The following is a 20,714-nucleotide window of genomic DNA, read 5'->3' as shown; positions in this document are numbered from 1 at the left end:
GTGCCCACCCCCACGCGACGGGATTGAAATCATCCGCGCCACCACCCATCTAAGGTGCACGTATTCGCAACGGGTGCCGCATGAACGACGACATCAATCAGGATCATATCGAGCAGGAAATCATCTCCTCCAACGGTCTCGTACTGCCCGATCAACAGCAGCCGGACAAGCTCTACATCATCCCGGTGCACAACCGGCCGTTCTTTCCGGCGCAAGTGTTGCCGGTGATCGTCAACGAGGATCCCTGGGCCGAAACCCTGGAACGCGTGGCGAAGACGCCGCACCAGCGCGTGGCACTGTTCTTCGTCGACTCGCCGGTGCTGGACATGGCCACCTTCGACCCGGACAGCCTGCCGGAGCACGGCACCATGGTCCGCGTGCACCACGCCTCGCAGGAGGGCGGCAAGCTGCAGTTCGTCGCCCAGGGCCTGGCGCGGGTGCGCATCCGCGGCTGGCTGCGACGCAAGCCGCCGTATCTGGTGGAAGTCGATTATCCGAAGAGCGATGACGACCCGCGTGACGAGGTGAAGGCCTACGGCATGGCCCTGATCAACGCGATCAAGGAGCTCTTGCCGCTCAATCCGCTGTACAGCGAGGAACTGAAGAACTACCTCAATCGCTTCAGCCCCAACGACCCGTCGCCACTGTCGGACTTCGCCGCCGCGCTGACCACCGCGCCAGGCGCGGAGCTGCAGGAAGTGCTGGATACCGTGCCGGTGTTGAAGCGCATGGAGAAGGTGCTGCCGCTGCTGCGCAAGGAAGTGGAAGTCGCCAGGCTGCAGAAGGAACTGACCGGCGAGGTGAATCGTAAGATCGGCGAGCGCCAGCGTGAGTTCTTCCTCAAGGAACAGCTGAAGATCATCCAGCGCGAGCTGGGCATCACCAAGGATGACAAGAGCGCTGACGCCGACGAGTTCCGCGCCCGCCTTGACGGTAAGGTGGTGCCGCCCGCCGCGCAGAAGCGAATCGGCGAGGAACTGAACAAGCTGTCGATCCTCGAGACCGGCTCGCCGGAATATGCAGTCACCCGCAATTACCTGGACTGGGCCACCGCCTTGCCCTGGGGCGTGTTCGGCCAGGACAAGCTCGACCTCAAGCGTGCGCGCAAGGTGCTGGACAAACACCACGCTGGCCTCGACGACATCAAGAACCGCATCCTCGAATTTCTTGCCGTCGGCGCCTTCAAGGGCGAGATCGCCGGCTCCATCGTGCTGCTGGTCGGCCCGCCCGGCGTGGGCAAGACCAGCATAGGCAAGTCCATCGCCGAATCCCTGGGGCGGCCGTTCTATCGCTTCTCGGTAGGAGGTATGCGCGATGAGGCGGAGATCAAGGGCCACCGCCGCACCTACATCGGCGCCCTGCCCGGCAAACTGGTGCAGGCGCTAAAGGATGTCGAGGTGATGAATCCGGTGATCATGCTCGACGAGATCGACAAGCTCAGCAGCAGCTACCAGGGCGATCCGGCCTCGGCGCTGCTGGAGACGCTGGACCCGGAGCAGAACGTCGAATTCCTCGACCATTACCTGGACCTGCGCCTGGACCTGTCCAAGGTGCTGTTCGTCTGCACGGCCAACACCCTGGACTCGATTCCCGGCCCGCTGCTCGACCGCATGGAGGTGATCCGCCTGTCCGGCTACATCGCCGAAGAGAAGCTGGCCATTGCCAAGCGTCACCTGTGGCCGAAGCTGTTGGACAAGACCGGCGTGCCCAAGCAACGCCTGACCATCAGCGACAGCGCCATGAAGGCGGTGATCGAAGGCTATGCGCGCGAGGCGGGTGTGCGTCAGCTGGAGAAACAGCTGGGCAAACTGGTGCGCAAGGCGGTGGTCAAGCTGCTGGAAGACCCGCAAGCGGAGCTGAAGATCACGCCGAAGGACCTGGAAAGCTACCTCGGCAAACCGGTATTCCGCAGCGAACAGGTGCTCTCCGGCGTCGGTGTGATCACGGGGTTGGCCTGGACCAGCATGGGTGGCGCCACACTGCCGATCGAGGCCACGCGCATCCATACGCTCAACCGCGGCTTCAAGCTCACCGGCAAGCTCGGTGAGGTGATGAAGGAATCGGCGGAGATCGCCTACAGCTATGTCAGCTCGAACCTGAAAACCTTCAAGGGCGATCCGGAGTTCTTCGACCAGGCTTTCGTACACCTGCACGTGCCAGAAGGCGCCACGCCCAAGGACGGCCCCAGCGCCGGCATCACCATGGCCAGCGCACTGCTCTCCCTGGCGCGCAACCAGCCGCCGAAGAAAGGCGTGGCCATGACCGGCGAGCTGACGCTGACCGGCCACGTATTGCCGATCGGCGGGGTGCGCGAGAAGGTGATCGCGGCGCGGCGGCAGAAGATCTTCGAGCTGATCCTGCCGGAAGCCAACCGCGGCGACTTCGAAGAGTTGCCCGACTACCTCAAGGAAGGCCTGACGGTGCATTTCGCCAAACGCTTCGCCGATGTGGCCAAGGTGCTGTTCTGAGGCGGGTCAAGATGCAGACCAGCGGTAGTCGAGGGGTGGAAGTCGCGCTGCACTTCCACCCCTCGCGGCGGGCGCAGACCGAGTGCGCGCCTGCGACCACGCTCTTTTGGGCTATCCTTCCCAACTCATTTCCGACCGGTGCCGATCATGTCTTTCGACATCCCTCGTCTGTTGCTGCCCGCCAGCGTCGCCCTGCTCGCTGCCTGCGCAAGCAACGACAAGACACCCTCCAGCGTCGTGCTCAGCGACGACAGCCGCTGCCCGCAAACACTGCGGAGCGGCCAGCAACTCATCATCAGCCTGCCGAGCAACCCGACCACCGGCTATCGCTGGATTCTGCACGAAGCCGCCGCGGAGCAATTGCGCAGCCTCGGCCCCGAGGTATTCAGCAATCCGAAAGTCGACATGATCGGCGGGGATGGCCTGTCGACCTGGCGTTTCGAAGCGCGGCAGGCCGGCAGCGGTCGGCTCTACCTGACCTACCAGCGCCCCTGGGAGGCCGATGGCGAGCCGGCCGGGCTGTTCGATTGTCGGATCGAGGTGCACTGAGGCAGGGCCAGGCAGCCGCTTTCCGCTACAATGCCGCCCCATTTTTCCAACACGCCGCCGCCACCGTGAGTCACGATCCCGACCGTCTGTTCGCCCAGCCCCTAGCCCGTGTCCAGGACTTCGTCTTCAACGAGGACGTGGCACGGGTGTTCCCCGACATGATCAAGCGTTCGGTACCTGGTTATCCGACGATCGTTGAGAATATCGGCGTGACCGCCGCACAGTTCGCTCAGCCCAATACCCGCCTGTACGACCTCGGCTGCTCGCTGGGTGCGGTGACCCAGGCGCTGCGCCGGCATGTGAGTCAGGACAACTGCCAGGTGATTGCCGTGGACAACTCCACCGCCATGGTCGAGCGCTGCCGCGAATACCTGCATGCGCAGGACTCCATGTACCAGGAGCTGTTGCCGGTGGAGGTCCTAGAAGCCGACATCCTGGCCCTGGAGTTCCAGTCCAGCTCGCTGGTGGCGCTGAACTTCACCCTGCAGTTCATCGCCCCCGAACAGCGCCAGGCCCTGCTCGGCCGCATTCGTCAGGCACTGGTGCCGGGCGGCGCGCTGATCCTGTCGGAGAAACTGCGCTTCGAGGACGACGAGGAGCAGCAGCTGCTGACCGACCTGCACATCGCTTTCAAGCGCGCCAATGGCTACAGCGAACTGGAAATCGCCCAGAAGCGCAGCGCCATCGAGAACGTGATGAAGCCCGATAGCCTGGAAGCCCATCGCCAACGCCTGCTCGAGGCCGGCTTTTCCAAGGTCGTGCCCTGGTTCCAATGCCTGAATTTCGCTTCGCTGATCGCCCTGCCATGAATCTCGACCTCACTCCCCTCGCCTGGCGCCTGGCCGGCACACCACTCGCTGCCTGGGCCAACGGCGTTCAGCAGCAGCTGGACGCCAAACTCGCGGTTGGTCACGGTGATCTGCCGCGCTGGCGGCGCGCCGTCGATGCGCTGCCTGCGCTGGCGCCCGTGCAGGTCGAACTGCGTGACGGCTTCCGCCTCGACGCGACCTGTGACGACGCCACGCGCCAGGCCACCCACGATGCGCTGATGGGGCTCTCGCCATGGCGCAAGGGGCCGTTCGACGTGTTCGGTGTGCATGTCGATACCGAGTGGCGCTCGGACTGGAAGTGGGACCGGGTTGCGCCGCACCTGAATCTGGCCGGCAAACGCATCCTCGACGTCGGTTGCGGCAACGGCTACTACATGTGGCGCATGCTCGGTGCCGGCGCCGACAGCGTGGTCGGGGTCGACCCGAACTGGCTGTTCTTCTGCCAATTCCATGCGATGAAGCGCTACCTGCAGGAGTTGCCGGTCTGGCATCTGCCGTTCGCCCTGGAAGAACTGCCGGCCAGGCTCGAAGGCTTCGAAACGGTGTTTTCCATGGGTGTGCTCTACCATCGCCGCTCACCGGTCGACCATCTGCTCGACCTCAAGGACTGTCTGGTACGCGGCGGCGAGCTGGTGCTGGAAACACTGGTGGTCGAGGGCGACGAGAACACCGCCCTGGTACCGGAGGATCGCTATGCGCAGATGCGCAACGTCTGGTTCCTGCCCTCGGTGAGGGCGCTGGAATGCTGGTTGCGCCGCGCTGGCTTTGTCGACGTGCGCTGCGTGGATGTCAGCGTGACCAGCATCGCGGAACAGCGCAGCACCGAGTGGATGCGCTACCAGTCGTTGCCCGACTTCCTCGACCCGCAAGACCACCGCAAAACGGTCGAAGGTCTGCCGGCCCCCATGCGCGCCGTACTCCTCGCCCGCAAGCCCTGACGGCAGGTTGGTCGCTCAACAAGAGGCGCGGGCAGCGCAGCGGTGCTTGCGCCGCTGCGCTACCAACTGACGCAACGGCGTATTAGCCATTTCCCTGAGCCGGCGCCGATCCAGATCGCGCGACGCCAGCTGCCGATCATCCAGCTTCAACAATTGCCGATACAGGCGTCGTTGCCGCCAGGCGCGAAACCAGTCATGCAGGCTGCGCTGCAGATCCAGCGGCCACATGGCCGGCAGGTAGAAGTCCGGTAGCTGCGGCTCGGATTGTCGCCGTACATGGGTATCGCGTCGTTCACCAGACATGCTCACCTCCGCTTCGCTCTCGGTGGCCACGGGCTTGTGGCGCCACCGGTTGCCTACAGGATGAGCGGGCCTCAGTCGTTCAAACAAACGACTAATATGAAAGCCTGTGTTCAGAAAAACTGAAGCCTTCCTATGCCCGAGCCGCTGGAGCAATCCACTACCCCTTCGACGCCCCTGCTGGAAAGCGATGTCCTGCGCACCTTTGTCGCCATTGCCGAAAGCGGCAGCTTCACCCGTGCCGCTGGGCAGATCTATCGCAGCACCTCGGCTGTCAGCATGCAGATCAAGCGGCTGGAAGAGACCCTCGGGCGCTCCCTGTTCGTCCGCGAAGCACGGCAGGTGCGCCTGACACCGGCCGGCGAGACACTGCTCGGCTATGCCCGGCGCCTGCTCAAGCTCAACGAGGAGGCCATCGCGCACTTCCTCCAGCCAGCGCTGCAGGGGCGCGTGCGCTTCGGAACGCCGGCGGATGTCGGAACGCGCATCCTGCCCGGTCTGCTGGCGTTGTTCGCCCGCAGTCATCCCGGAGTCGAAGTAGATGTGTCGGTCGCGCGCAGCATCGATATGATCGAGCGCATCGACGCAGGCGAACTGGACCTCGCCCTGGTCACCGTTGGCAACCTCGGCCAGGACGACTCGCGGGGCGCGCCGATCCATAGCGAACCGCTGGTCTGGGCGGGTCGCAGTGGTGGGGTCGCCGCGCTGCGCGCGCCGCTGCCGCTGGCGCTGGCCAGCCCCGATTGCGCCTGGCGACGACAGGCGCTGGATGCCCTCGACCGCGTCGGCCGCAGCTATCGAGTGGCCTACTCCAGCGAACAGACTTCGGGACAGGAGGCCGCGATGATTGCCGATCTCGCCATCGCGCCCTATCCATCAAGCCTGATTCGCCCGCCCCTGCAGCGTCTGGATGGGCAGTATGGGTTGCCACAACTGGGCGAGTATCAGATCAAGCTGCTACGCGGCAGCAATCGAAGCGAAGCCGTTGAGGTGTTGGCCGCACAGGTGATCGCCGCCTTTGTCGAATACCGAACACGACCGGCCACGCGATTGGAGCGAAACGAGGAAATGAAATGGCACGCTGGATGATCGTGGCGGGCGCTGCCCTGCTACTGCTCGGCATCGCCTGGCACTATTTCCCATGGCTGCTGAGCTGGTTCGGTCGACTACCCGGCGACATCCGCATCGAGTCCGAACGCAGCCGGGTGTTCATCCCGATCACCTCGATGGTGATTCTCAGCGTGGTGCTGACCGTACTGATCAACCTGTTCCGCCGCTGAGCAGCGCCGTCCTGCGGAGGGCCGCGAATGCGCCCTCCAGCGGACGGCTTGTCTCACCCTCGCGCTGCGGCGCTGAGGATCAGATGCTTCATTTCCTTGACCGCCTGCTTGAAGCCGACGAACAGCGCATGGGCGACGATGGCGTGGCCGATATTCAGCTCGTTGACGCCACGAATGGCGGCGATGGCTTCGGCGTTGTGGTAATGCAGGCCATGCCCGGCGTTGACGATGAGTCCGTGACTCAGGCCGGCCTCGACACCGTCGCGAATCCGCGCGAGCTCGCAGGCCCGCTCGGCAACGCTGTGGGCATCGGCATAACGGCCGGTGTGCAGTTCGATAGCCGGTGCGCCGACACGAGCGGCCGCCTCGATCTGCCGCGGCTCGGCATCGATGAACAGCGAGACCTCCGCGCCACAGCCACGTAGACGCTCAACGGCCTCGCGAATGCGCGCTTCCTGCCCGAGCACGTCCAGCCCACCCTCGGTGGTCAGCTCCTGACGCGTTTCCGGGACCAGGCAGACGTGCTCCGGACGCAGCTGCTCGGCGAATGCGAGCATCGCCTCGGTGACCCCCATCTCGAAGTTCATCCTCGTCTGCAACGCGTCCTTCATCATCAGCACATCGCGCTCCTGGATATGCCGACGATCCTCGCGCAGGTGCACCGTGATGCCATCGGCACCGGCCTCTTCCGCATCCAGCGCGGCCTTGACCGGGTCCGGATAGCGGGTGCCGCGGGCCTGACGCAGTGTGGCAACGTGGTCGACGTTGACGCCGAGCAGAATTCGATTGGCTTCAGTCACGCGGAGCCTCCTTCAGGTTCATGAACAGTTCGCGGCTGACTAGCGGTCGGCCGCCCAGATGCGGTGCCAGAGCCTGGCGCATCAGCCGCTTGGCGGCGGCGAGCGCGCCCGGCACCTGCCAATCGGCCTCGGCCATGGCCAAGAGTTCCGCGCCGTTGAACAGCCCAGGCTGGAAGCCCACAACCGGCTCCAGGCCGGCGTCCGGCACCAGCCGATACAGCCGCTGCGCATCGATCGGCTGACCGGCGATATCGTTGTCGAGGGCGAAACCATAGCCCAGTTCGTCGAGCAGTCGCCATTCGAAGGCCCGCAGCAACGGTTCCAACGGCCGGCGCTCGGCCAGCGCCGGCAGTGTCGCGACGTAATGATCGAACAACGCAGGGTGCGCGTCTTCGGCAGGCAACAGGCGAATCAGCAGCTCGTTGAGGTACATACCGCTGAACAGCGCCTGGCCATCGAGCCAGTGGGCGGGCCCGGCGCTTTCCAGGCGGGCAACGGTCTTCAGCTCGGACTTGCCGCGCAGTTCGACTTCCAGCGATACGAACGGGCGAATCAGGCTGCCGGCCTTGCCCCGCGCCGCACGCATGACGGCGCGCAGCCGCCCCTGCGGAGTGAACAGGTCGACCAACGCGCTGCTTTCCTTGTAGGGACGGCTGTGCAGAACGAATGCAGGCTGGTGCATGGCGGGCCAAGGCGTGCGCGATGCGCACGGGTGAGTGCGAAGGTGGTGTTACTGATAGCCCAGCGAATGCAGTGCGCGCTCGTCGTCGGACCAGCCACCCTTCACCTTGACCCACAGGTTGAGCATGACCTTGGAGTCAAACAGCACCTCCATGTCCTTGCGCGCTTCCTGGCCGATGCGTTTGATGCGCTCGCCCTTGTCGCCGATGATGATCTTCTTCTGCCCGTCGCGCTCGACCAGAATCAGCGCGTGGATGTGCAGCACGTGGCCTTCCTGCTTGAAGTCCTCGATCTCGACGGTGATCTGGTACGGCACCTCGGCGCCAAGCTGACGCATGATCTTCTCGCGCACCAGTTCGGCGGCGAGAAAGCGGCTGCTGCGGTCGGTGATCTGATCTTCCGGGAAGAAGTGCTCGCCCTCGGGCAGGCGCTCGGCCACCAGCTGTTCCAGGGTTTCAAGATTCTGCCCGTGCTGCGCGGAGATCGGCACGATCTCGGCATCCGGCAGCTGCTCGGCCAGCCAGCGCAGGTGCGGTAGCAGCTCGGCCTTGTCCTCGATGCGGTCGTTCTTGTTGACGGCGACGATCAGCGGCCCGGTGACGTATTGCACGCGCTCGAGCACGGCCTGGTCTTCATCGGTCCAGCGAGTGCGGTCGACCACGAAGATCACCACATCGACGTCCTTCAGCGCCGAGGCCGCGGTGCGGTTCATATAGCGATTGAGCGCCGTCTCGCCATTCTTGTGCAGACCGGGCGTGTCCACATAGACAGCCTGAACGTTGCCTTCGGTCTTGATGCCAAGCATGTTGTGCCGCGTCGTCTGCGGCTTGCGCGAGGTAATCGCCAGCTTCTGGCCGAGGATGTGGTTGAGCAAGGTGGATTTGCCGACGTTCGGCCGGCCGACGATCGCGACATAACCGCAACGGCTGACGTCTTCGGATTGTTGCTGCTCGTCAGTCATGTCCGTTCTCCACGCCCAGGGCGATCAATGCGGCTGCCGCGGCAACCTGTTCGGCAATGCGGCGACTGGCGCCCTGCCCATGAGTTTTGTCGTAGAGCAGGGCCACCTGGCATTCGACGAAGAAGGTGCGGCAATGCGGCTCGCCCTGAATATCCACAACTTCGTAGCGCGGCAGCTCACAGGCACGCGATTGCAGAAACTCCTGCAGGCGGGTTTTGGGATCCTTATTGGTATCCACCAGGGTCAGGCCCTGAAGCTCGTTGGCCAGCCAGGCGATGACCCGCTCACGAGCGACGTCCATGCCAGCATCGAGATAGATGGCGCCGATCAGCGCCTCGAGGGTATCGGCGAGAATCGATTCACGGCGGTAGCCACCACTCTTGAGTTCGCCGGAGCCGAGGCGCAGATGGTCACCAAGCTCGAAGCCGCGTGCCAGCACGGCAAGCGTCTCGCCCTTGACCAGCCGGGCCCGCAGGCGCGACAGCTGGCCTTCGCGGGCCTGTGGAAAATGGTTGAAAAGCGCCTCGCCGGCAATGAAGTTGAGGATGGCGTCACCGAGAAACTCCAGACGCTCGTTGTTGCGTCCGGCATAGCTGCGGTGCGTCAGAGCCAGGAGCATCAGCTCCTGGTCCTTGAATTGATAGCCGAGCTTGCGCTCGAGGCGGGCTAACGAAGTGCTCACGGCATCCTTAGGCGATATTCTTTGTCGAAGTTCGCCACCAGATCGAGATTGCGGATCAGCGGCTCGCGTTTTTCGTACTTCAGGTGTGCCCTGAATTCATTGTTCTGGATCTCGACCTTCAGCGCTTCCTTCAGGTCGATGTTCTGGATGCCGTTGACCTGCATCCCCTTGCTGACATGACTATAGAACTCCCCGACGCTGTGAATCTCAAGCGCTTCGTCGGTTTCCACAGACTGGATGATCTTGTCCATGGACATGTAGTCGAAATAGTGCGGGAACATCTTGAACCCGGTGCTGGCTACGAATGCCACAACCGCCAGGACCATGATCCAGCTCAGCATGGACAGCCCTTTCTGCGAACGCGCAAAACTCATGTCGACCTCTATGTCGTAAACGATACCCACCGATCGGGGCCGGACAAATATAGCGAGCCCGGTTCGTTCCGCGGGGGCCGTAATTCACAGCTTCAGTGAATCAGGCCCACGCGGGAGAAATTCGGCAAGTTGCTGAGCTTGGGATCCGGCCAGCTCATCCAGACGGCGAAGGCCTTACCCACGATGTTGCGGTCAGGAACCATGCCGGCCAACTCGGCCGGAATCGACTCGTCCTGCCAGTAGCGGCTGTCATTGGAGTTGTCGCGGTTGTCGCCCATCATGAAGTAATGGCCGGCAGGAACGGTCCACTGCCGACTCGGTTCGATCCGATAGCGCCCCATCTCCTTGCGAATCAGGTGCTCGACCTCACCAAGCTTCTCCCGATATAGCACGGCGCTGCCGAGGCTGCCCGGCTCCTCGCCGATCAGCGTCTCCGCCACCGGCTGATCGTTGATGAACAGCCGACGATCGCTGCTGTAACGCACGGTGTCGCCCGGCAGACCGACGACCCGCTTGATGTAGTTGATGTTCGGTTGACTCGGATAGCGGAAAACCATGACGTCGCCGCGCTTCGGATCGCTGACCTCGATTACTTTGGTGTCCACCACCGGCAGGCGGATGCCATACGCGAACTTGTTCACCAGAATGAAATCGCCGACTTCAAGCGTAGGGATCATCGAGCCGGAGGGGATCTGGAAAGGCTCGACAAGGAACGAGCGCAGCACCAGCACAATGGCCAATACCGGGAAGAAGGATTTGCCGTATTCGATCAGCAGCGGCTCCTTGTTCAGCGCCTCGAGCGTCGATGGATCGATTTCCCCGGTGCGCCCTTCGTAGTTAGCGATCGCAGCCCGGCGCCGCGGGGCGAAGAACAACAGATCGCTCAGCGCCAACAGGCCGCAGACGGCCACGGCGATAACCAGCAACAGCGGGAAATTGATCGACATATCAACTATCTACCTTCAACACCGCGAGGAACGCCTCTTGCGGAATCTCCACGCTGCCTACCTGTTTCATGCGCTTCTTGCCGGCCTTCTGCTTCTCCAGCAGCTTGCGCTTACGGCTTACGTCACCGCCGTAGCACTTCGCCAGAACATTCTTGCGCAGCGCCTTGACCGTGGTCCGCGCGACGATCTGCCCGCCAATGGCCGCCTGGATCGCCACATCGAACATCTGTCGAGGAATCAGTTCCTTCATCTTCTCGGTCAGTTGCCGGCCCTTGTAGTGGGCATTGTCGCGATGCACGATCAGCGCCAGCGCGTCGACCTTCTCGCCATTGATCAGTACGTCGAGCTTGACCAGATTGGCTGACTGAAAGCGCACGAAGCTGTAATCCAGCGAGGCGTAACCTCGACTGACCGACTTCAGGCGATCGAAGAAGTCCAGCACCACTTCGCTCATCGGCAGGTCGTAACGCACCTGCACCTGCGAGCCGAGGAACTGCATGTCGCGCTGTACGCCGCGCTTCTCGATACACAGCGTGATTACGTTGCCCAGATGATCCTGCGGAACCAGGATGTTGGCCTGCACGATCGGCTCGCGCATGTCTTCAATGGAGGACAGATCCGGCAGACGCGAAGGATTGTCGACATAGATGGTGTCGCCATTCTTCAATAGCAGCTCGTAGACTACGGTCGGCGCGGTGGTGATCAGATCCAGGTTGTACTCGCGCTCCAGGCGCTCCTGGATGATCTCCATGTGCAGCATGCCGAGGAAGCCGATGCGAAAGCCGAATCCCAGTGCCTCGGAGCTCTCCGGCTCGTACTGCAGCGCGGCGTCGTTGAGCGTGAGCTTCTGTAGCGCCTCGCGGAAGTCCTCGAAATCATCGGAGCTGACCGGGAACAGGCCGGCATACACCTGCGGCTTGATGCGCTGAAAACCAGGCAGCATCTCAACGTCCGGCGTGCTTGAAAGCGTCAGGGTATCGCCCACCGGCGCACCATGGATGTCCTTGATGCCGGCGATGATGAAGCCCACTTCACCGGCTTTGAGATCTGCTGTGGCGGTGTGCTTGGGCGTGAAGACGCCCACACTGTCGACCTGGTGGACTTTGCCGGTGGATTTGACCAGTACCTTGTCGCCTTTCTTGATGCGCCCGTGGCGTACCCGAACCAGCGATACCACACCCAGATAATTATCGAACCAGGAATCGATGATCAGCGCCTGCAACGGCGCTTCGATCTCACCAGTTGGCGGCGGGATGACCTGAACCAGACGCTCGAGCACGTCTTCGACACCCATACCGCTCTTGGCGCTGCACGGGACGGCATCGGTGGCATCGATGCCGATGATGTGTTCGATCTCTTCCTTGACGCGCTCAGGCTCGGCCTGGGGCAGGTCCATCTTGTTCAGGACCGGCATGACCTCAAGCCCCTGCTCGATGGCGGTGTAGCAGTTGGCGACCGATTGCGCCTCGACACCCTGCCCGGCATCGACCACCAACAAAGCGCCCTCACACGCAGCGAGCGAACGGCTGACTTCATAGGTGAAGTCGACGTGGCCAGGCGTGTCGATGAAATTCAGCTGGTAAGTCTTTCCATCATTCGCCTTGTAATGCAGCGTGACGCTGTGGGCCTTGATGGTAATACCACGCTCACGCTCGAGATCCATCGAATCCAACACCTGAGCGGCCATTTCTCGCTCGGACAGGCCACCGCACATCTGGATGAACCGGTCCGCCAGGGTGGACTTGCCGTGATCAATGTGGGCGATGATGGAGAAATTGCGGATATGACTCAGGTCACTCACAGCTCAACACTCGGAAAAGACGCGGGCCGATTGCCCGTCGAAAATAGCCGCGAAGTGTAACTGATCAGTCCCGGCAGTGCCACGTACAAGCCATCCACATGATGACCCGCCGTATCGGCGGGGCATTCAGGCGGCCGGAGCAAAAGAAAGGGCGGCCAAAGCCGCCCTTCATTCACCGCTGCTCCGCGCCTAGTCCGCCAGCTTGAATGTGATGAAGCTGGCACGCCCTTGACGCAGGACGCGCATCGATACCGAACGATTTTTCGGCAATTGCTCGGCAACCTGGGCGAAGGTCTCCGCCGAATTGATAGCCTGATTGTTCAGGTGGGTGATGACATCACCTGGGCGCAGACCGATCATCGCCGCCGGGCCGTTGAGAATCTCCGTGATGACCACACCACCCGGCAGGTCGAGACTCTTTTTCTGCTCGGCGGTCAGCTCAGTCACTTTTACACCCAGGCGGTTATCACTACGCTCCTGCCCGTTACCGGAAGCCGCCACCGGCTCACCCTCGTCCGGCATCGCACCGATCTTCACATCGAGCATCTTGCGATCGCCATCGCGTACCACTTCCATCCGAGCCTTGCTGCCAGGCTTCAGCGCTCCTACCAAATGCGGCAGATCTGCCGACATGACGATCGGCTTACCATCGAGACTGAGGATGACATCTCCTACGCGCAACCCACTTCGTGCAGCAGGACCACCGTCCATCACCTGAGCCACCAATGCACCGGCCGGGCGCTCGAGGCCGAACGACTCCGCGAGATCCTTGTTTACTTCCTGAATCACGACACCGAGCCAGCCGCGGCTAACCTTGCCGTCGGTGCGCAGCTGATTGGCTACGTCCATCGCCACGTCGATCGGAATCGCGAACGACAGCCCCATGAAGCCACCGGAGCGAGTGAAAATCTGAGAGTTGATGCCGATCACTTCGCCGTCAAGATTGAACAACGGCCCTCCGGAATTGCCTGGATTGATCGCTACGTCGGTCTGAATGAACGGGACATAGCTTTCATTGGGCAGGCTGCGGCCGGTTGCACTGACGATACCTGCGGTCACGGTATGGTCAAAACCAAACGGCGAGCCGATAGCCAACACCCACTCGCCGGCCTTGAGTTCATCGGAGCGGCCGATCTTCACGGTTGGCAGACCTTTACCTTCGACCTTCAGCACAGCCACGTCGGACCGCGGATCGGCACCGACCAACTTGGCTTCCAGCTCACTCCGATCCGGCAGCCTGACGATGATTTCATCGGCATCGGCGACTACATGGTTGTTGGTCAGCACGTAACCATCTTCAGAGATGATGAAGCCAGAACCAAGAGATTGCGCTTCGCGTTGCTGGCCACGCCCCGGCGCGCCTGGCATCTGCGGAATGCTATGTTCGAAGAACTCACGAAAGATCGGTGGCAATCCCTCCAGCTCCGGCATCTGAGCCGTTGCGCTGCGCACGGGCACCTTCTGCTTGGTACTGATGTTGACCACCGCCGGTGATGCACTTTCAACCAGCGGCTTGAAATCAGGCAAAGCCGTTTGCGCTTGCGCCACCACGGCCTGCCCAAGCAAGGCCAGGCCTGCCATGAAGGCAAAGCAGCTGTTTCGATTGAACATGACTACAAGTCTCCCCACTGACAAAACAAGGAAGCTCAGGGACTCGCTGGCCCCACGAGCATGGCGCGCAAGATCACTGGCTGCCAATCAGGATTGCTCGCCGTACGCCGAGTCCGCATACGCACCAACAGCCAGGATGCGAAGAATCCGCCGCACCCTGAGAAGATGATGACCGGCTCGTACGATGAAAACTGGGCGGCCACCACGGCGGCGATCATCAACATGATCAGAGGAAAAAGATAGACAAGGGCGGCACCGCGCAGCAACACATCCTCACGAATGCCAACGATAACGGAATCGCCAACCTGCAGCTGAATGTCCGTCAAAGCGCGAACCAACCCGCGCTTCTCGCGGAGGCCGAGGGTATCCATCAACCCCTGACCACAGCCATTTTTTGCGGAACAACCGGAACAGGTACTCTTGCGCCGCGTCTCGACCCAAACCGCACCCTTATCGAGCGCGACTACCCGCCCCGGCTCTTCAATCATTTTTGCGTCTGTTCCGCATCAGCCCGCATCGAAAGCGCTACTCGCTCGGCAGTCCCTAGCGGCACTTCACCCACGACCGTCACCATGACATCACCATCGGCGGTACTGATGCGCTTGGATACCGCAACCGTTGGTCCCATCTGGCTGCGGGCATCCTCAACCAGCGCCCCCCGCAGCGGCTCGAGAAATACCGAAAACTTGGCAAGGCCATCGCCGTAAGAGAGCCAGGAGACCGTTTCCGATGAAGCGGGGCTAGGACGTTCATGCGCATCGAGCAGCTTGAAACCTGGGGGCAGCCAGTCGGTGCGCCACTTTGATGTAGCGCTTGCCGTGCGCTTTTCTATCGTTACAGGTTTACAGGCCTGACTCGGCGCAAGCTGCTCCGCACTGACCGGACCGGCGGCGAACTGTGTGAACTGAAAACGTTCCAGCAGCTGGCCTTTTTCGTTGAGCATCAGAGACTTGAGCGGTAGCGCAGTGTCCCGATCAAGATGCAGTTCGAAGCCATAGCGATGCTGATCCCTGGGAACCACTGCCAGTGCTACGGAAGTACGCCCGGCAACCCGGGAATCGCCCAGCTCGCGGAACTCATACCATTCGGAAAGCGCTTTAGGATCCAGGCGCTGGCCGGTCCATGCTTGCCCTTCGCGCACCTGCGCAGCCAGGTCATCTGATGCGCACTGTACCTGGCCATCCTTCAGGACAACCTCGGCAGGCTCACCGTCGAGCTGTAACAAACGCTCGCGCACCTGATCTCCGTCCACTTGTTGCCAGACGGAATGACTGGAAAAACTGCCATTCCGTTCGTAGACGAAAGTACCTGTATAGCTCTGATTTTGCTCTGCTGAAGCCAGACGACCCATCCAGGTCTCAGCATCAGCGGCAAGGGCCGGCATAGAAAGCCAGCCCCCCATCACCACATACAGCGGTAATACGCGCATGTTTCTCCCTAACGTTCTTCCATGCTGGCCGCACGAGCGTACGGCAGCGCGCTCTCCGATCCATTACCAAAGGCAGCCTGCTGCGCATGCTGACGAACATAAGAAGGCAGACGCTCCTCATGCCAGCGCTCGATCGGGGCGTTCTCCGCCGCAGTCTGGACAGGCATCTGCGCTTGCTCACTGTAACCCGCCAGTACCGTCGGCCCCTGATTGGCTTGCGGGACCGAAATACTTGGCTGCGGAGCCTGTTGCGCAAGCTGCGGACCGGCCACTTCGCTCTGATTGTACAACCGCACCCCGGCCAGAACAGCTACCGTAACAGACGCTGCTACAGCAATGCGCCCCAAACTCTTCCAACCACCGCGCTGCTGCGTCTGAACCGGCGCAGCCTCGTCGGCCAGCGCAGCCGACACCGCTGCTGCAATATCCAAACGCGGCTCGATCAGTTCCTTGTGCATTGCGGCACGGGCGAGCTGATAACGTGACCATGTGGCCCGCAGCTCTGGGTTGTCGCCTGCTAGTACGCGACGTAATTCCAACTCGTCCGCTTCGTTATCCATCACCGCGGACAGCGATTCATGCAGGGCTTCACGACTCATGGCGGTTCCTCTCTTGGCTGTCGCCGCTGTCTCAGGATTCATGCAACAAGGGTTGCAACGCTTTATCTATGGCTTCACGTGCCCGGAAAATCCGAGAACGCACTGTGCCCACCGGACACTGCATGACGCTCGCAATGTCTTCATAACTAAGACCATCAAATTCGCGTAGTGTTAGAGCCGTACGCAAATCTTCGGGCAAAAGTTGAATGGTTCGATGAACGGTATCTTCAATCTCATCCCTGAGCAGCGAGCGTTCCGGTGACTCGATGTCCTTGAGGGCGTGATCGCCTTCATAGAACTCGGCATCCTCAGAGCTCACATCACTGTCTGGCGGACGCCTTCCACGCGCCACCAGATGATTCTTCGCCGTATTGATGGCGATGCGGTACAGCCACGTATAAAAGGCACTGTCCCCGCGGAAATTGGCGAGCGCGCGATAGGCCTTGATAAACGCCTCTTGCGCGACGTCTTGAGCTTCGTGGGAGTCATGAACGAACCGCACGATCAACCCAAGGATCTTGTGCTGGTACTTCATCACCAGCAGATCAAACGCCCGCTTGTCTCCACGCTGCACTCGTTCAACCAGTTGCTGGTCCTGCTCCTGAGTCAGCATGAACGCTCCTCCCTATCGGAGTAGCATCGCTCACTCCAGCGAACCGACCTGCCAGAATAGACCCGGGCTTTACGCAAAAGTTCTCCCCCCTCCTAGCAAGCTATCCTGCAATACCTGACGGCGATTGCACCACAGCGAAGCGTCAGATCAGCTGACGACGCCGTCCTGGTGTCCATAGCAAGCCTGAGCCGCCCACGTCACATGGCCAGCCGGCTTACATCCACAACTGCCTATTGAGTAGCTTGGTGTACTAAAAGTTCCCGCCGTTAGAAGCGAACGACACTGCAGTCTATTTTGGCGCGACCTCACGTCTATATACTAGGCCACGTTTTCTCCGCGGAACTGGACATGAACCAGGCTCAACTATACGACGTGTTAGTCATTGGCAGTGGCGCTGCCGGCCTGACTCTGGCACTGAATCTCCCCGAGAGCCTTCGCGTTGCGGTGCTCAGCAAAGGTGATCTGGCCAATGGCTCGACCTTCTGGGCCCAAGGCGGCGTCGCGGCAGTTCTGGATACAACCGACACCGTGGAATCACATGTCGCCGACACGCTGATCGCAGGTGGAGGCCTTTGCCACGAGGACGCCGTTCGCTTCACCGTGGAGCATAGTAACGAGGCAATCCAGTGGCTGATCCAGCAAGGCGTACCCTTTACCCGCGACGACACGCCTAATCGAGAGGACGGCGGCTTCGAATTTCACCTCACACGCGAAGGCGGGCATAGCCATCGGCGCATCATTCACGCAGCCGATGCTACCGGAGCAGCAATCTTCAATACGCTCCTTGGACAAGCCAGGCAGAAACGCAACATCGAGCTACTGCAACAGCGCGTCGCTGTCGACCTGATCACCGAGCACAAGCTCGGTCGTCCAGGCAGGCGCTGCCTCGGCGCTTACGTGCTCAATCGCAACACCGGTGAAGTGGAAACCTTTCAGGCGCGCTTCGTCGTACTGGCGACCGGGGGCGCTGCGAAGGTTTACCTGTACACAAGCAATCCGGACAGCGCCTGCGGTGACGGCATCGCCATGGCGTGGCGCGCGGGCTGCCGCGTCGGAAACCTGGAGTTCAACCAATTCCACCCGACCTGCCTGTATCACCCGCAAGCCAAGAGCTTTTTGGTCACCGAGGCTCTGCGCGGTGAAGGTGCGCTACTGAAACTACCGAACGGCGAGCGCTTCATGCCACGCTTCGATGCCCGGGAAGAGCTGGCTCCACGCGACATCGTCGCACGCGCGATCGACCACGAGATGAAGCGCCTTGGTATCGATTGTGTCTATCTGGACATCAGCCACAAGCCTGCGGAGTTTATCAAGAGCCACTTCCCCACCGTTTACGAACGATGCCTGGAGTACGGCATCGACATCACCAGCCAGCCCATCCCCGTCGTGCCGGCGGCCCACTACACATGCGGCGGCGTGGTCGTTGATCAGGCCGGTCGCACCGACATTCCAGGGCTCTACGCAATAGGCGAAACCAGCTTCACGGGGCTGCACGGCGCCAATCGCATGGCCAGCAACTCATTGCTGGAATGCTTCGTCTATGGTCGCGCTGCAGCGAAGGACATCCTGCGCGAGCTGCCCAATTGCGCAAACCCGACGACACTGCCTGCCTGGGACGCCAGCCAGGTCACCGACTCCGACGAGGATGTGATCATCGCCCACAACTGGGACGAGTTGAGACGCTTCATGTGGGACTACGTCGGCATCGTTCGCACCACCAAGCGCCTGATGCGCGCCCAGCATCGGGTGCGCCTGCTGCTCAGCGAGATCGACGAGTTCTACAGCAACTATCGAGTCTCAAGGGACCTGATTGAGCTGAGGAACTTGGCGCTGGTCGCAGACCTAATGATCCGCTCAGCGATGCAACGTCAGGAATCACGGGGCCTCCACTACAATCTGGACTACCCCGATCTACTGCCAGAAGCAGTCGATACGATCCTTACGCCACCCTCTTGAGGCACGTTTGGGAGGCTGAGCGTAGCAGCTTTTCTAACACCTCTCGAACACTTTTGTGACAGCTCGGCCCTCCCGTTGCCCTTGCGAACCATCAGGCTCCGAGGGGGCACACGGGGGATTTGCCTGGGCTTTGTTATTGGTATTGGGGTCTCACATTTTCCTTCCAGAATCTCAAGTCCCACCCGGCGACCAGCGAGATAACCCAGGGCACGACCACCAATAGCCAATCAACAGCACGTAGCTTCCCCACGCGGCTCTCCTCCTGATTTAGTTTGGTATTCAAGAAAAAGCCCCAGGACTGAAACTCGAGGAGCTTTAAAACTGAATCCCAGGAGGACCAGTGACCTGCGGCCCTGTCGAAGTTGTCGGCAAGCTCGCTCAAGAGGGACCCATGAGGATTCCTTGAGGTAAGCCTGGAAGACATAGAGGAAGTGATTCCGATGCGGCTTATAAATGCTCCCTCGCGTTAGACCCAGCGTACTGAGGGCGTGCCCAGGGTTTGGTTGAGTCGGTCGTAAAGGGCCTGAGCGTGCCCTGGAATCAGTCGATAACGTATCAGACGACCTCCCTACCTCTCAGGTGATCCTTACGGGCCTGAGCAGCTGCTTGGCGTTGGTACTTCTGCTGTTCCTTTTGCTCGGCAGTCAGCGGACGCTTGGGACCTTTACGGAGGCTTCGAAGGGCCGCTTGGCGAATGTCCTTCTCACGCTCCACCAGATGCACCACGGATGCCTGGACCGAGACCCGCTCAAAGCCTGAGCCTTCCAATTCAAGCCATCGTTTGACGATCAGATGGGTGAGCTTGAAGGAATACCGGGAGAGCAGCGTGAAGGTCAGTTCCTTATCAAGGATGGTCAGCGGCTGAAGCCGACCGTATCTGTCGGATGCCTGGGTTTCCACAAGCTGACATTGGCTCAAATCTGAGCCGATCTCGTCGGTCATCTTCTGGATGTCTCGAAGGACGTTCTTATGCCGCTTTCCGGTGATCTCGGCGATCTCCTGGGAGGACATACCGGGGAAGCCATTGAGCGTAGTCACATAGCCGGAAGCCTTGATTTGTTCGATGTTCATTGTCTGTTTCCTTTTGATAGTGCCTTTCAGATCGCGCCCACAGCCGGTGATCCAGCCCCCCAAGACAAGGGAACCGGCGTGGCATGAAAGGCGCTATCCGAGAGACTGGATCGGGATTGCCAGAGGGAACTGGCGTTTGTGCCCAGCGACGGGCGATAAGGGACAACCGAGGGGTGTGTCCTATTAGCGAGGAGTTTTAAATCAGTGATGCCCAGGGCGAGCGGAAGACCAGCAGCGGGAACTTGATGTGGAGCTGAGAGCGTGACCGCTATTTTGCCCATCAATTCCGACCCTAAGGAGCCTTGAGGAAACCATAAGGAACCTTGGGGAAGGGGATGATTTTCAATCATGATCCCCGTTCTACTGGGTCTTCGATGGCGGAGCCTGGTGGACCTAATGTTCTCTATACATGCGACGTTAATTCAGCGGCGCACCGACGGAGGCACATCAGGTTGCTTCTTATACATGCGGCGTTAATTCAATGGCGTCGATGCCCATCGCTCGGTGCAGCTTGGCGAGGTCCTCAGGGCAAGGCGGTTCGGGATTCGTGTCTTCCCAAAACTTCGCCAGCCCAACCGGCAGGTTCCCTTCCATATCGTCAATCAGGCTCTGCGATCTGCATTTCATCAACCTGGGAAGGGCCAGCTCGATTGCTTTGACATATCGCTGGGCATGACGTGTAGCAAGTCCCAATAGCTCACCGACAGTAGCCGCCGTTACTTCCTCAAGAACCTCAAGAATCCACATCAGCCGCCTGACGGATAGCGGCTTGCTTACTTGGCCCGGCCTGTGGCTATGCCATTCCAGCCGAGAGATGCCGACAA

At 61.0% G+C, this 20,714-nt stretch carries 21 protein-coding genes and 1 pseudogene; 7 read left to right on the top strand and 15 right to left on the bottom strand.

Annotation, left to right across the window (positions count from 1 at the left end; translation table 11 throughout):
• Positions 1 to 80: 80 nt before the first annotated feature.
• The 4 genes from lon (at position 81) to cmoB (ending at position 4,785) form a co-directional block, all read left to right on the top strand.
• Positions 81 to 2,468, top strand: a complete 2,388-nt coding sequence (lon, locus tag HZR81_RS20145; RefSeq protein ID WP_500129073.1) for an endopeptidase La — start codon at positions 81 to 83, stop codon at positions 2,466 to 2,468.
• A gap of 147 nt (positions 2,469 to 2,615) precedes the next feature.
• The gene (locus HZR81_RS20140; protein ID WP_500129072.1) at positions 2,616 to 3,017 is read left to right on the top strand and encodes a protease inhibitor I42 family protein; all 402 of its coding nucleotides are present in this window, start codon (positions 2,616 to 2,618) and stop codon (positions 3,015 to 3,017) included.
• 65 nt (positions 3,018 to 3,082) lie between these two features.
• The gene (gene cmoA / locus HZR81_RS20135; RefSeq protein ID WP_500129071.1) at positions 3,083 to 3,826 is read left to right on the top strand and encodes a carboxy-S-adenosyl-L-methionine synthase CmoA; all 744 of its coding nucleotides are present in this window, start codon (positions 3,083 to 3,085) and stop codon (positions 3,824 to 3,826) included.
• Positions 3,823 to 4,785 (top strand): tRNA 5-methoxyuridine(34)/uridine 5-oxyacetic acid(34) synthase CmoB, encoded by a 963-nt coding sequence (gene cmoB, locus HZR81_RS20130; RefSeq protein WP_500129070.1) that lies wholly within the window; start codon positions 3,823 to 3,825, stop codon positions 4,783 to 4,785. Before cmoA ends, cmoB begins: the two co-directional genes overlap by 4 nt.
• 15 nt (positions 4,786 to 4,800) lie before the next feature.
• Here the strand turns inward: cmoB and HZR81_RS20125 are convergent, their stop codons facing one another.
• Positions 4,801 to 5,088, bottom strand: coding sequence for a hypothetical protein (locus HZR81_RS20125; protein WP_500129069.1), 288 nt, complete (start codon positions 5,086 to 5,088; stop codon positions 4,801 to 4,803).
• A 132-nt stretch (positions 5,089 to 5,220) separates the two neighbouring features.
• Here HZR81_RS20125 and HZR81_RS20120 point away from each other — a divergent pair, with 132 nt between their 5' ends.
• Both HZR81_RS20120 and HZR81_RS20115 read left to right on the top strand, forming a co-directional pair.
• Positions 5,221 to 6,174 (top strand): LysR substrate-binding domain-containing protein, encoded by a 954-nt coding sequence (locus HZR81_RS20120; protein ID WP_500129068.1) that lies wholly within the window; start codon positions 5,221 to 5,223, stop codon positions 6,172 to 6,174.
• Positions 6,159 to 6,365, top strand: a complete 207-nt coding sequence (locus tag HZR81_RS20115; protein ID WP_110777849.1) for a DUF2905 domain-containing protein — start codon at positions 6,159 to 6,161, stop codon at positions 6,363 to 6,365. Before HZR81_RS20120 ends, HZR81_RS20115 begins: the two co-directional genes overlap by 16 nt.
• 53 nt (positions 6,366 to 6,418) lie before the next feature.
• Here the strand turns inward: HZR81_RS20115 and pdxJ are convergent, their stop codons facing one another.
• From pdxJ to rpoE, 12 genes are all read right to left on the bottom strand, one after another.
• Positions 6,419 to 7,165, bottom strand: a complete 747-nt coding sequence (pdxJ, locus tag HZR81_RS20110; protein WP_102840697.1) for a pyridoxine 5'-phosphate synthase — start codon at positions 7,163 to 7,165, stop codon at positions 6,419 to 6,421.
• Positions 7,158 to 7,847 carry a DNA repair protein RecO gene (gene recO, locus HZR81_RS20105; protein WP_152480980.1) on the bottom strand — a complete coding sequence of 230 codons (690 nt, stop codon included), beginning with the start codon at positions 7,845 to 7,847 and terminating at the stop codon, positions 7,158 to 7,160. The genes pdxJ and recO overlap by 8 nt, the downstream gene beginning before the upstream one ends.
• A 48-nt stretch (positions 7,848 to 7,895) precedes the next feature.
• Entirely contained in the window at positions 7,896 to 8,807 is a 912-nt protein-coding gene (gene era / locus HZR81_RS20100) for a GTPase Era (protein WP_500129067.1), read from the bottom strand.
• Positions 8,800 to 9,489, bottom strand: coding sequence for a ribonuclease III (gene rnc / locus HZR81_RS20095; protein ID WP_500129066.1), 690 nt, complete (start codon positions 9,487 to 9,489; stop codon positions 8,800 to 8,802). The genes era and rnc overlap by 8 nt, the downstream gene beginning before the upstream one ends.
• Positions 9,486 to 9,863: a DUF4845 domain-containing protein gene (locus HZR81_RS20090; protein ID WP_063541164.1), complete on the bottom strand. Its 378-nt coding sequence runs from the start codon at positions 9,861 to 9,863 to the stop codon at positions 9,486 to 9,488. The genes rnc and HZR81_RS20090 overlap by 4 nt, the downstream gene beginning before the upstream one ends.
• A 92-nt stretch (positions 9,864 to 9,955) precedes the next feature.
• Entirely contained in the window at positions 9,956 to 10,810 is an 855-nt protein-coding gene (lepB, locus tag HZR81_RS20085) for a signal peptidase I (protein WP_063541163.1), read from the bottom strand.
• A 1-nt stretch (position 10,811) separates the two neighbouring features.
• Positions 10,812 to 12,611, bottom strand: a complete 1,800-nt coding sequence (lepA, locus tag HZR81_RS20080) for a translation elongation factor 4 (protein ID WP_063541162.1) — start codon at positions 12,609 to 12,611, stop codon at positions 10,812 to 10,814.
• Positions 12,612 to 12,800: 189 nt separating this feature from the next.
• Positions 12,801 to 14,222, bottom strand: coding sequence for a DegQ family serine endoprotease (locus HZR81_RS20075; RefSeq protein WP_500129065.1), 1,422 nt, complete (start codon positions 14,220 to 14,222; stop codon positions 12,801 to 12,803).
• Positions 14,223 to 14,257: 35 nt separating this feature from the next.
• Entirely contained in the window at positions 14,258 to 14,710 is a 453-nt protein-coding gene (locus HZR81_RS20070) for a SoxR reducing system RseC family protein (RefSeq protein WP_133456067.1), read from the bottom strand.
• On the bottom strand, positions 14,707 to 15,651 hold the full coding sequence (locus HZR81_RS20065; RefSeq protein ID WP_133456068.1) for a MucB/RseB C-terminal domain-containing protein: 945 nt from the start codon (positions 15,649 to 15,651) through the stop codon (positions 14,707 to 14,709). The genes HZR81_RS20070 and HZR81_RS20065 overlap by 4 nt, the downstream gene beginning before the upstream one ends.
• Before the next feature lie 8 nt (positions 15,652 to 15,659).
• Positions 15,660 to 16,250, bottom strand: a complete 591-nt coding sequence (locus HZR81_RS20060) for a sigma-E factor negative regulatory protein (RefSeq protein ID WP_125868370.1) — start codon at positions 16,248 to 16,250, stop codon at positions 15,660 to 15,662.
• Positions 16,251 to 16,281: 31 nt separating this feature from the next.
• Positions 16,282 to 16,863 (bottom strand): RNA polymerase sigma factor RpoE/AlgU, encoded by a 582-nt coding sequence (gene rpoE / locus HZR81_RS20055; protein WP_003282114.1) that lies wholly within the window; start codon positions 16,861 to 16,863, stop codon positions 16,282 to 16,284.
• A 348-nt stretch (positions 16,864 to 17,211) separates the two neighbouring features.
• On the opposite strand from rpoE, the gene nadB reads away from it, so the two are divergent.
• The gene (gene nadB / locus HZR81_RS20050) at positions 17,212 to 18,819 is read left to right on the top strand and encodes an L-aspartate oxidase (RefSeq protein ID WP_500129064.1); all 1,608 of its coding nucleotides are present in this window, start codon (positions 17,212 to 17,214) and stop codon (positions 18,817 to 18,819) included.
• A gap of 555 nt (positions 18,820 to 19,374) precedes the next feature.
• On the opposite strand, the gene HZR81_RS20045 is transcribed toward nadB, so the two are convergent.
• Together HZR81_RS20045 and HZR81_RS20040 are read right to left on the bottom strand one after the other, a co-directional pair.
• Positions 19,375 to 19,890, bottom strand: coding sequence for a Rha family transcriptional regulator (locus HZR81_RS20045; protein ID WP_278361838.1), 516 nt, complete (start codon positions 19,888 to 19,890; stop codon positions 19,375 to 19,377).
• Between the two features lie 459 nt (positions 19,891 to 20,349).
• Positions 20,350 to 20,714 (bottom strand): annotated as a pseudogene (locus HZR81_RS20040) (helix-turn-helix domain-containing protein); the annotation flags it as partial.

The sequence above is a fragment of the Pseudomonas sp. LM13 genome, assembly GCF_041381355.1.
GTDB classification, from domain to species: Bacteria; Pseudomonadota; Gammaproteobacteria; order Pseudomonadales; family Pseudomonadaceae; genus Stutzerimonas; species Stutzerimonas frequens.
Note: the sequence above shows the minus strand (reverse complement) of the source record. Positions and strands in the feature narration are given on the sequence as shown.

Coding starts and splice junctions, on each gene's coding strand:
- HZR81_RS20070 (WP_133456067.1), bottom strand. CDS start 14,710: ATGATTGAAGAGCCGGGGCGGGTAGTCGCGCTCGATAAGGGTGCGGTT.
- lon (WP_500129073.1), top strand. CDS start 81: ATGAACGACGACATCAATCAGGATCATATCGAGCAGGAAATCATCTCC.
- HZR81_RS20125 (WP_500129069.1), bottom strand. CDS start 5,088: ATGTCTGGTGAACGACGCGATACCCATGTACGGCGACAATCCGAGCCG.
- rpoE (WP_003282114.1), bottom strand. CDS start 16,863: ATGCTGACTCAGGAGCAGGACCAGCAACTGGTTGAACGAGTGCAGCGT.
- HZR81_RS20075 (WP_500129065.1), bottom strand. CDS start 14,222: ATGTTCAATCGAAACAGCTGCTTTGCCTTCATGGCAGGCCTGGCCTTG.
- era (WP_500129067.1), bottom strand. CDS start 8,807: ATGACTGACGAGCAGCAACAATCCGAAGACGTCAGCCGTTGCGGTTAT.
- HZR81_RS20065 (WP_133456068.1), bottom strand. CDS start 15,651: ATGCGCGTATTACCGCTGTATGTGGTGATGGGGGGCTGGCTTTCTATG.
- HZR81_RS20060 (WP_125868370.1), bottom strand. CDS start 16,250: ATGAGTCGTGAAGCCCTGCATGAATCGCTGTCCGCGGTGATGGATAAC.
- lepB (WP_063541163.1), bottom strand. CDS start 10,810: ATGTCGATCAATTTCCCGCTGTTGCTGGTTATCGCCGTGGCCGTCTGC.
- HZR81_RS20045 (WP_278361838.1), bottom strand. CDS start 19,890: ATGAACATCGAACAAATCAAGGCTTCCGGCTATGTGACTACGCTCAAT.
- recO (WP_152480980.1), bottom strand. CDS start 7,847: ATGCACCAGCCTGCATTCGTTCTGCACAGCCGTCCCTACAAGGAAAGC.
- HZR81_RS20120 (WP_500129068.1), top strand. CDS start 5,221: ATGCCCGAGCCGCTGGAGCAATCCACTACCCCTTCGACGCCCCTGCTG.
- HZR81_RS20115 (WP_110777849.1), top strand. CDS start 6,159: ATGGCACGCTGGATGATCGTGGCGGGCGCTGCCCTGCTACTGCTCGGC.
- HZR81_RS20140 (WP_500129072.1), top strand. CDS start 2,616: ATGTCTTTCGACATCCCTCGTCTGTTGCTGCCCGCCAGCGTCGCCCTG.
- HZR81_RS20090 (WP_063541164.1), bottom strand. CDS start 9,863: ATGAGTTTTGCGCGTTCGCAGAAAGGGCTGTCCATGCTGAGCTGGATC.
- cmoB (WP_500129070.1), top strand. CDS start 3,823: ATGAATCTCGACCTCACTCCCCTCGCCTGGCGCCTGGCCGGCACACCA.
- nadB (WP_500129064.1), top strand. CDS start 17,212: ATGAACCAGGCTCAACTATACGACGTGTTAGTCATTGGCAGTGGCGCT.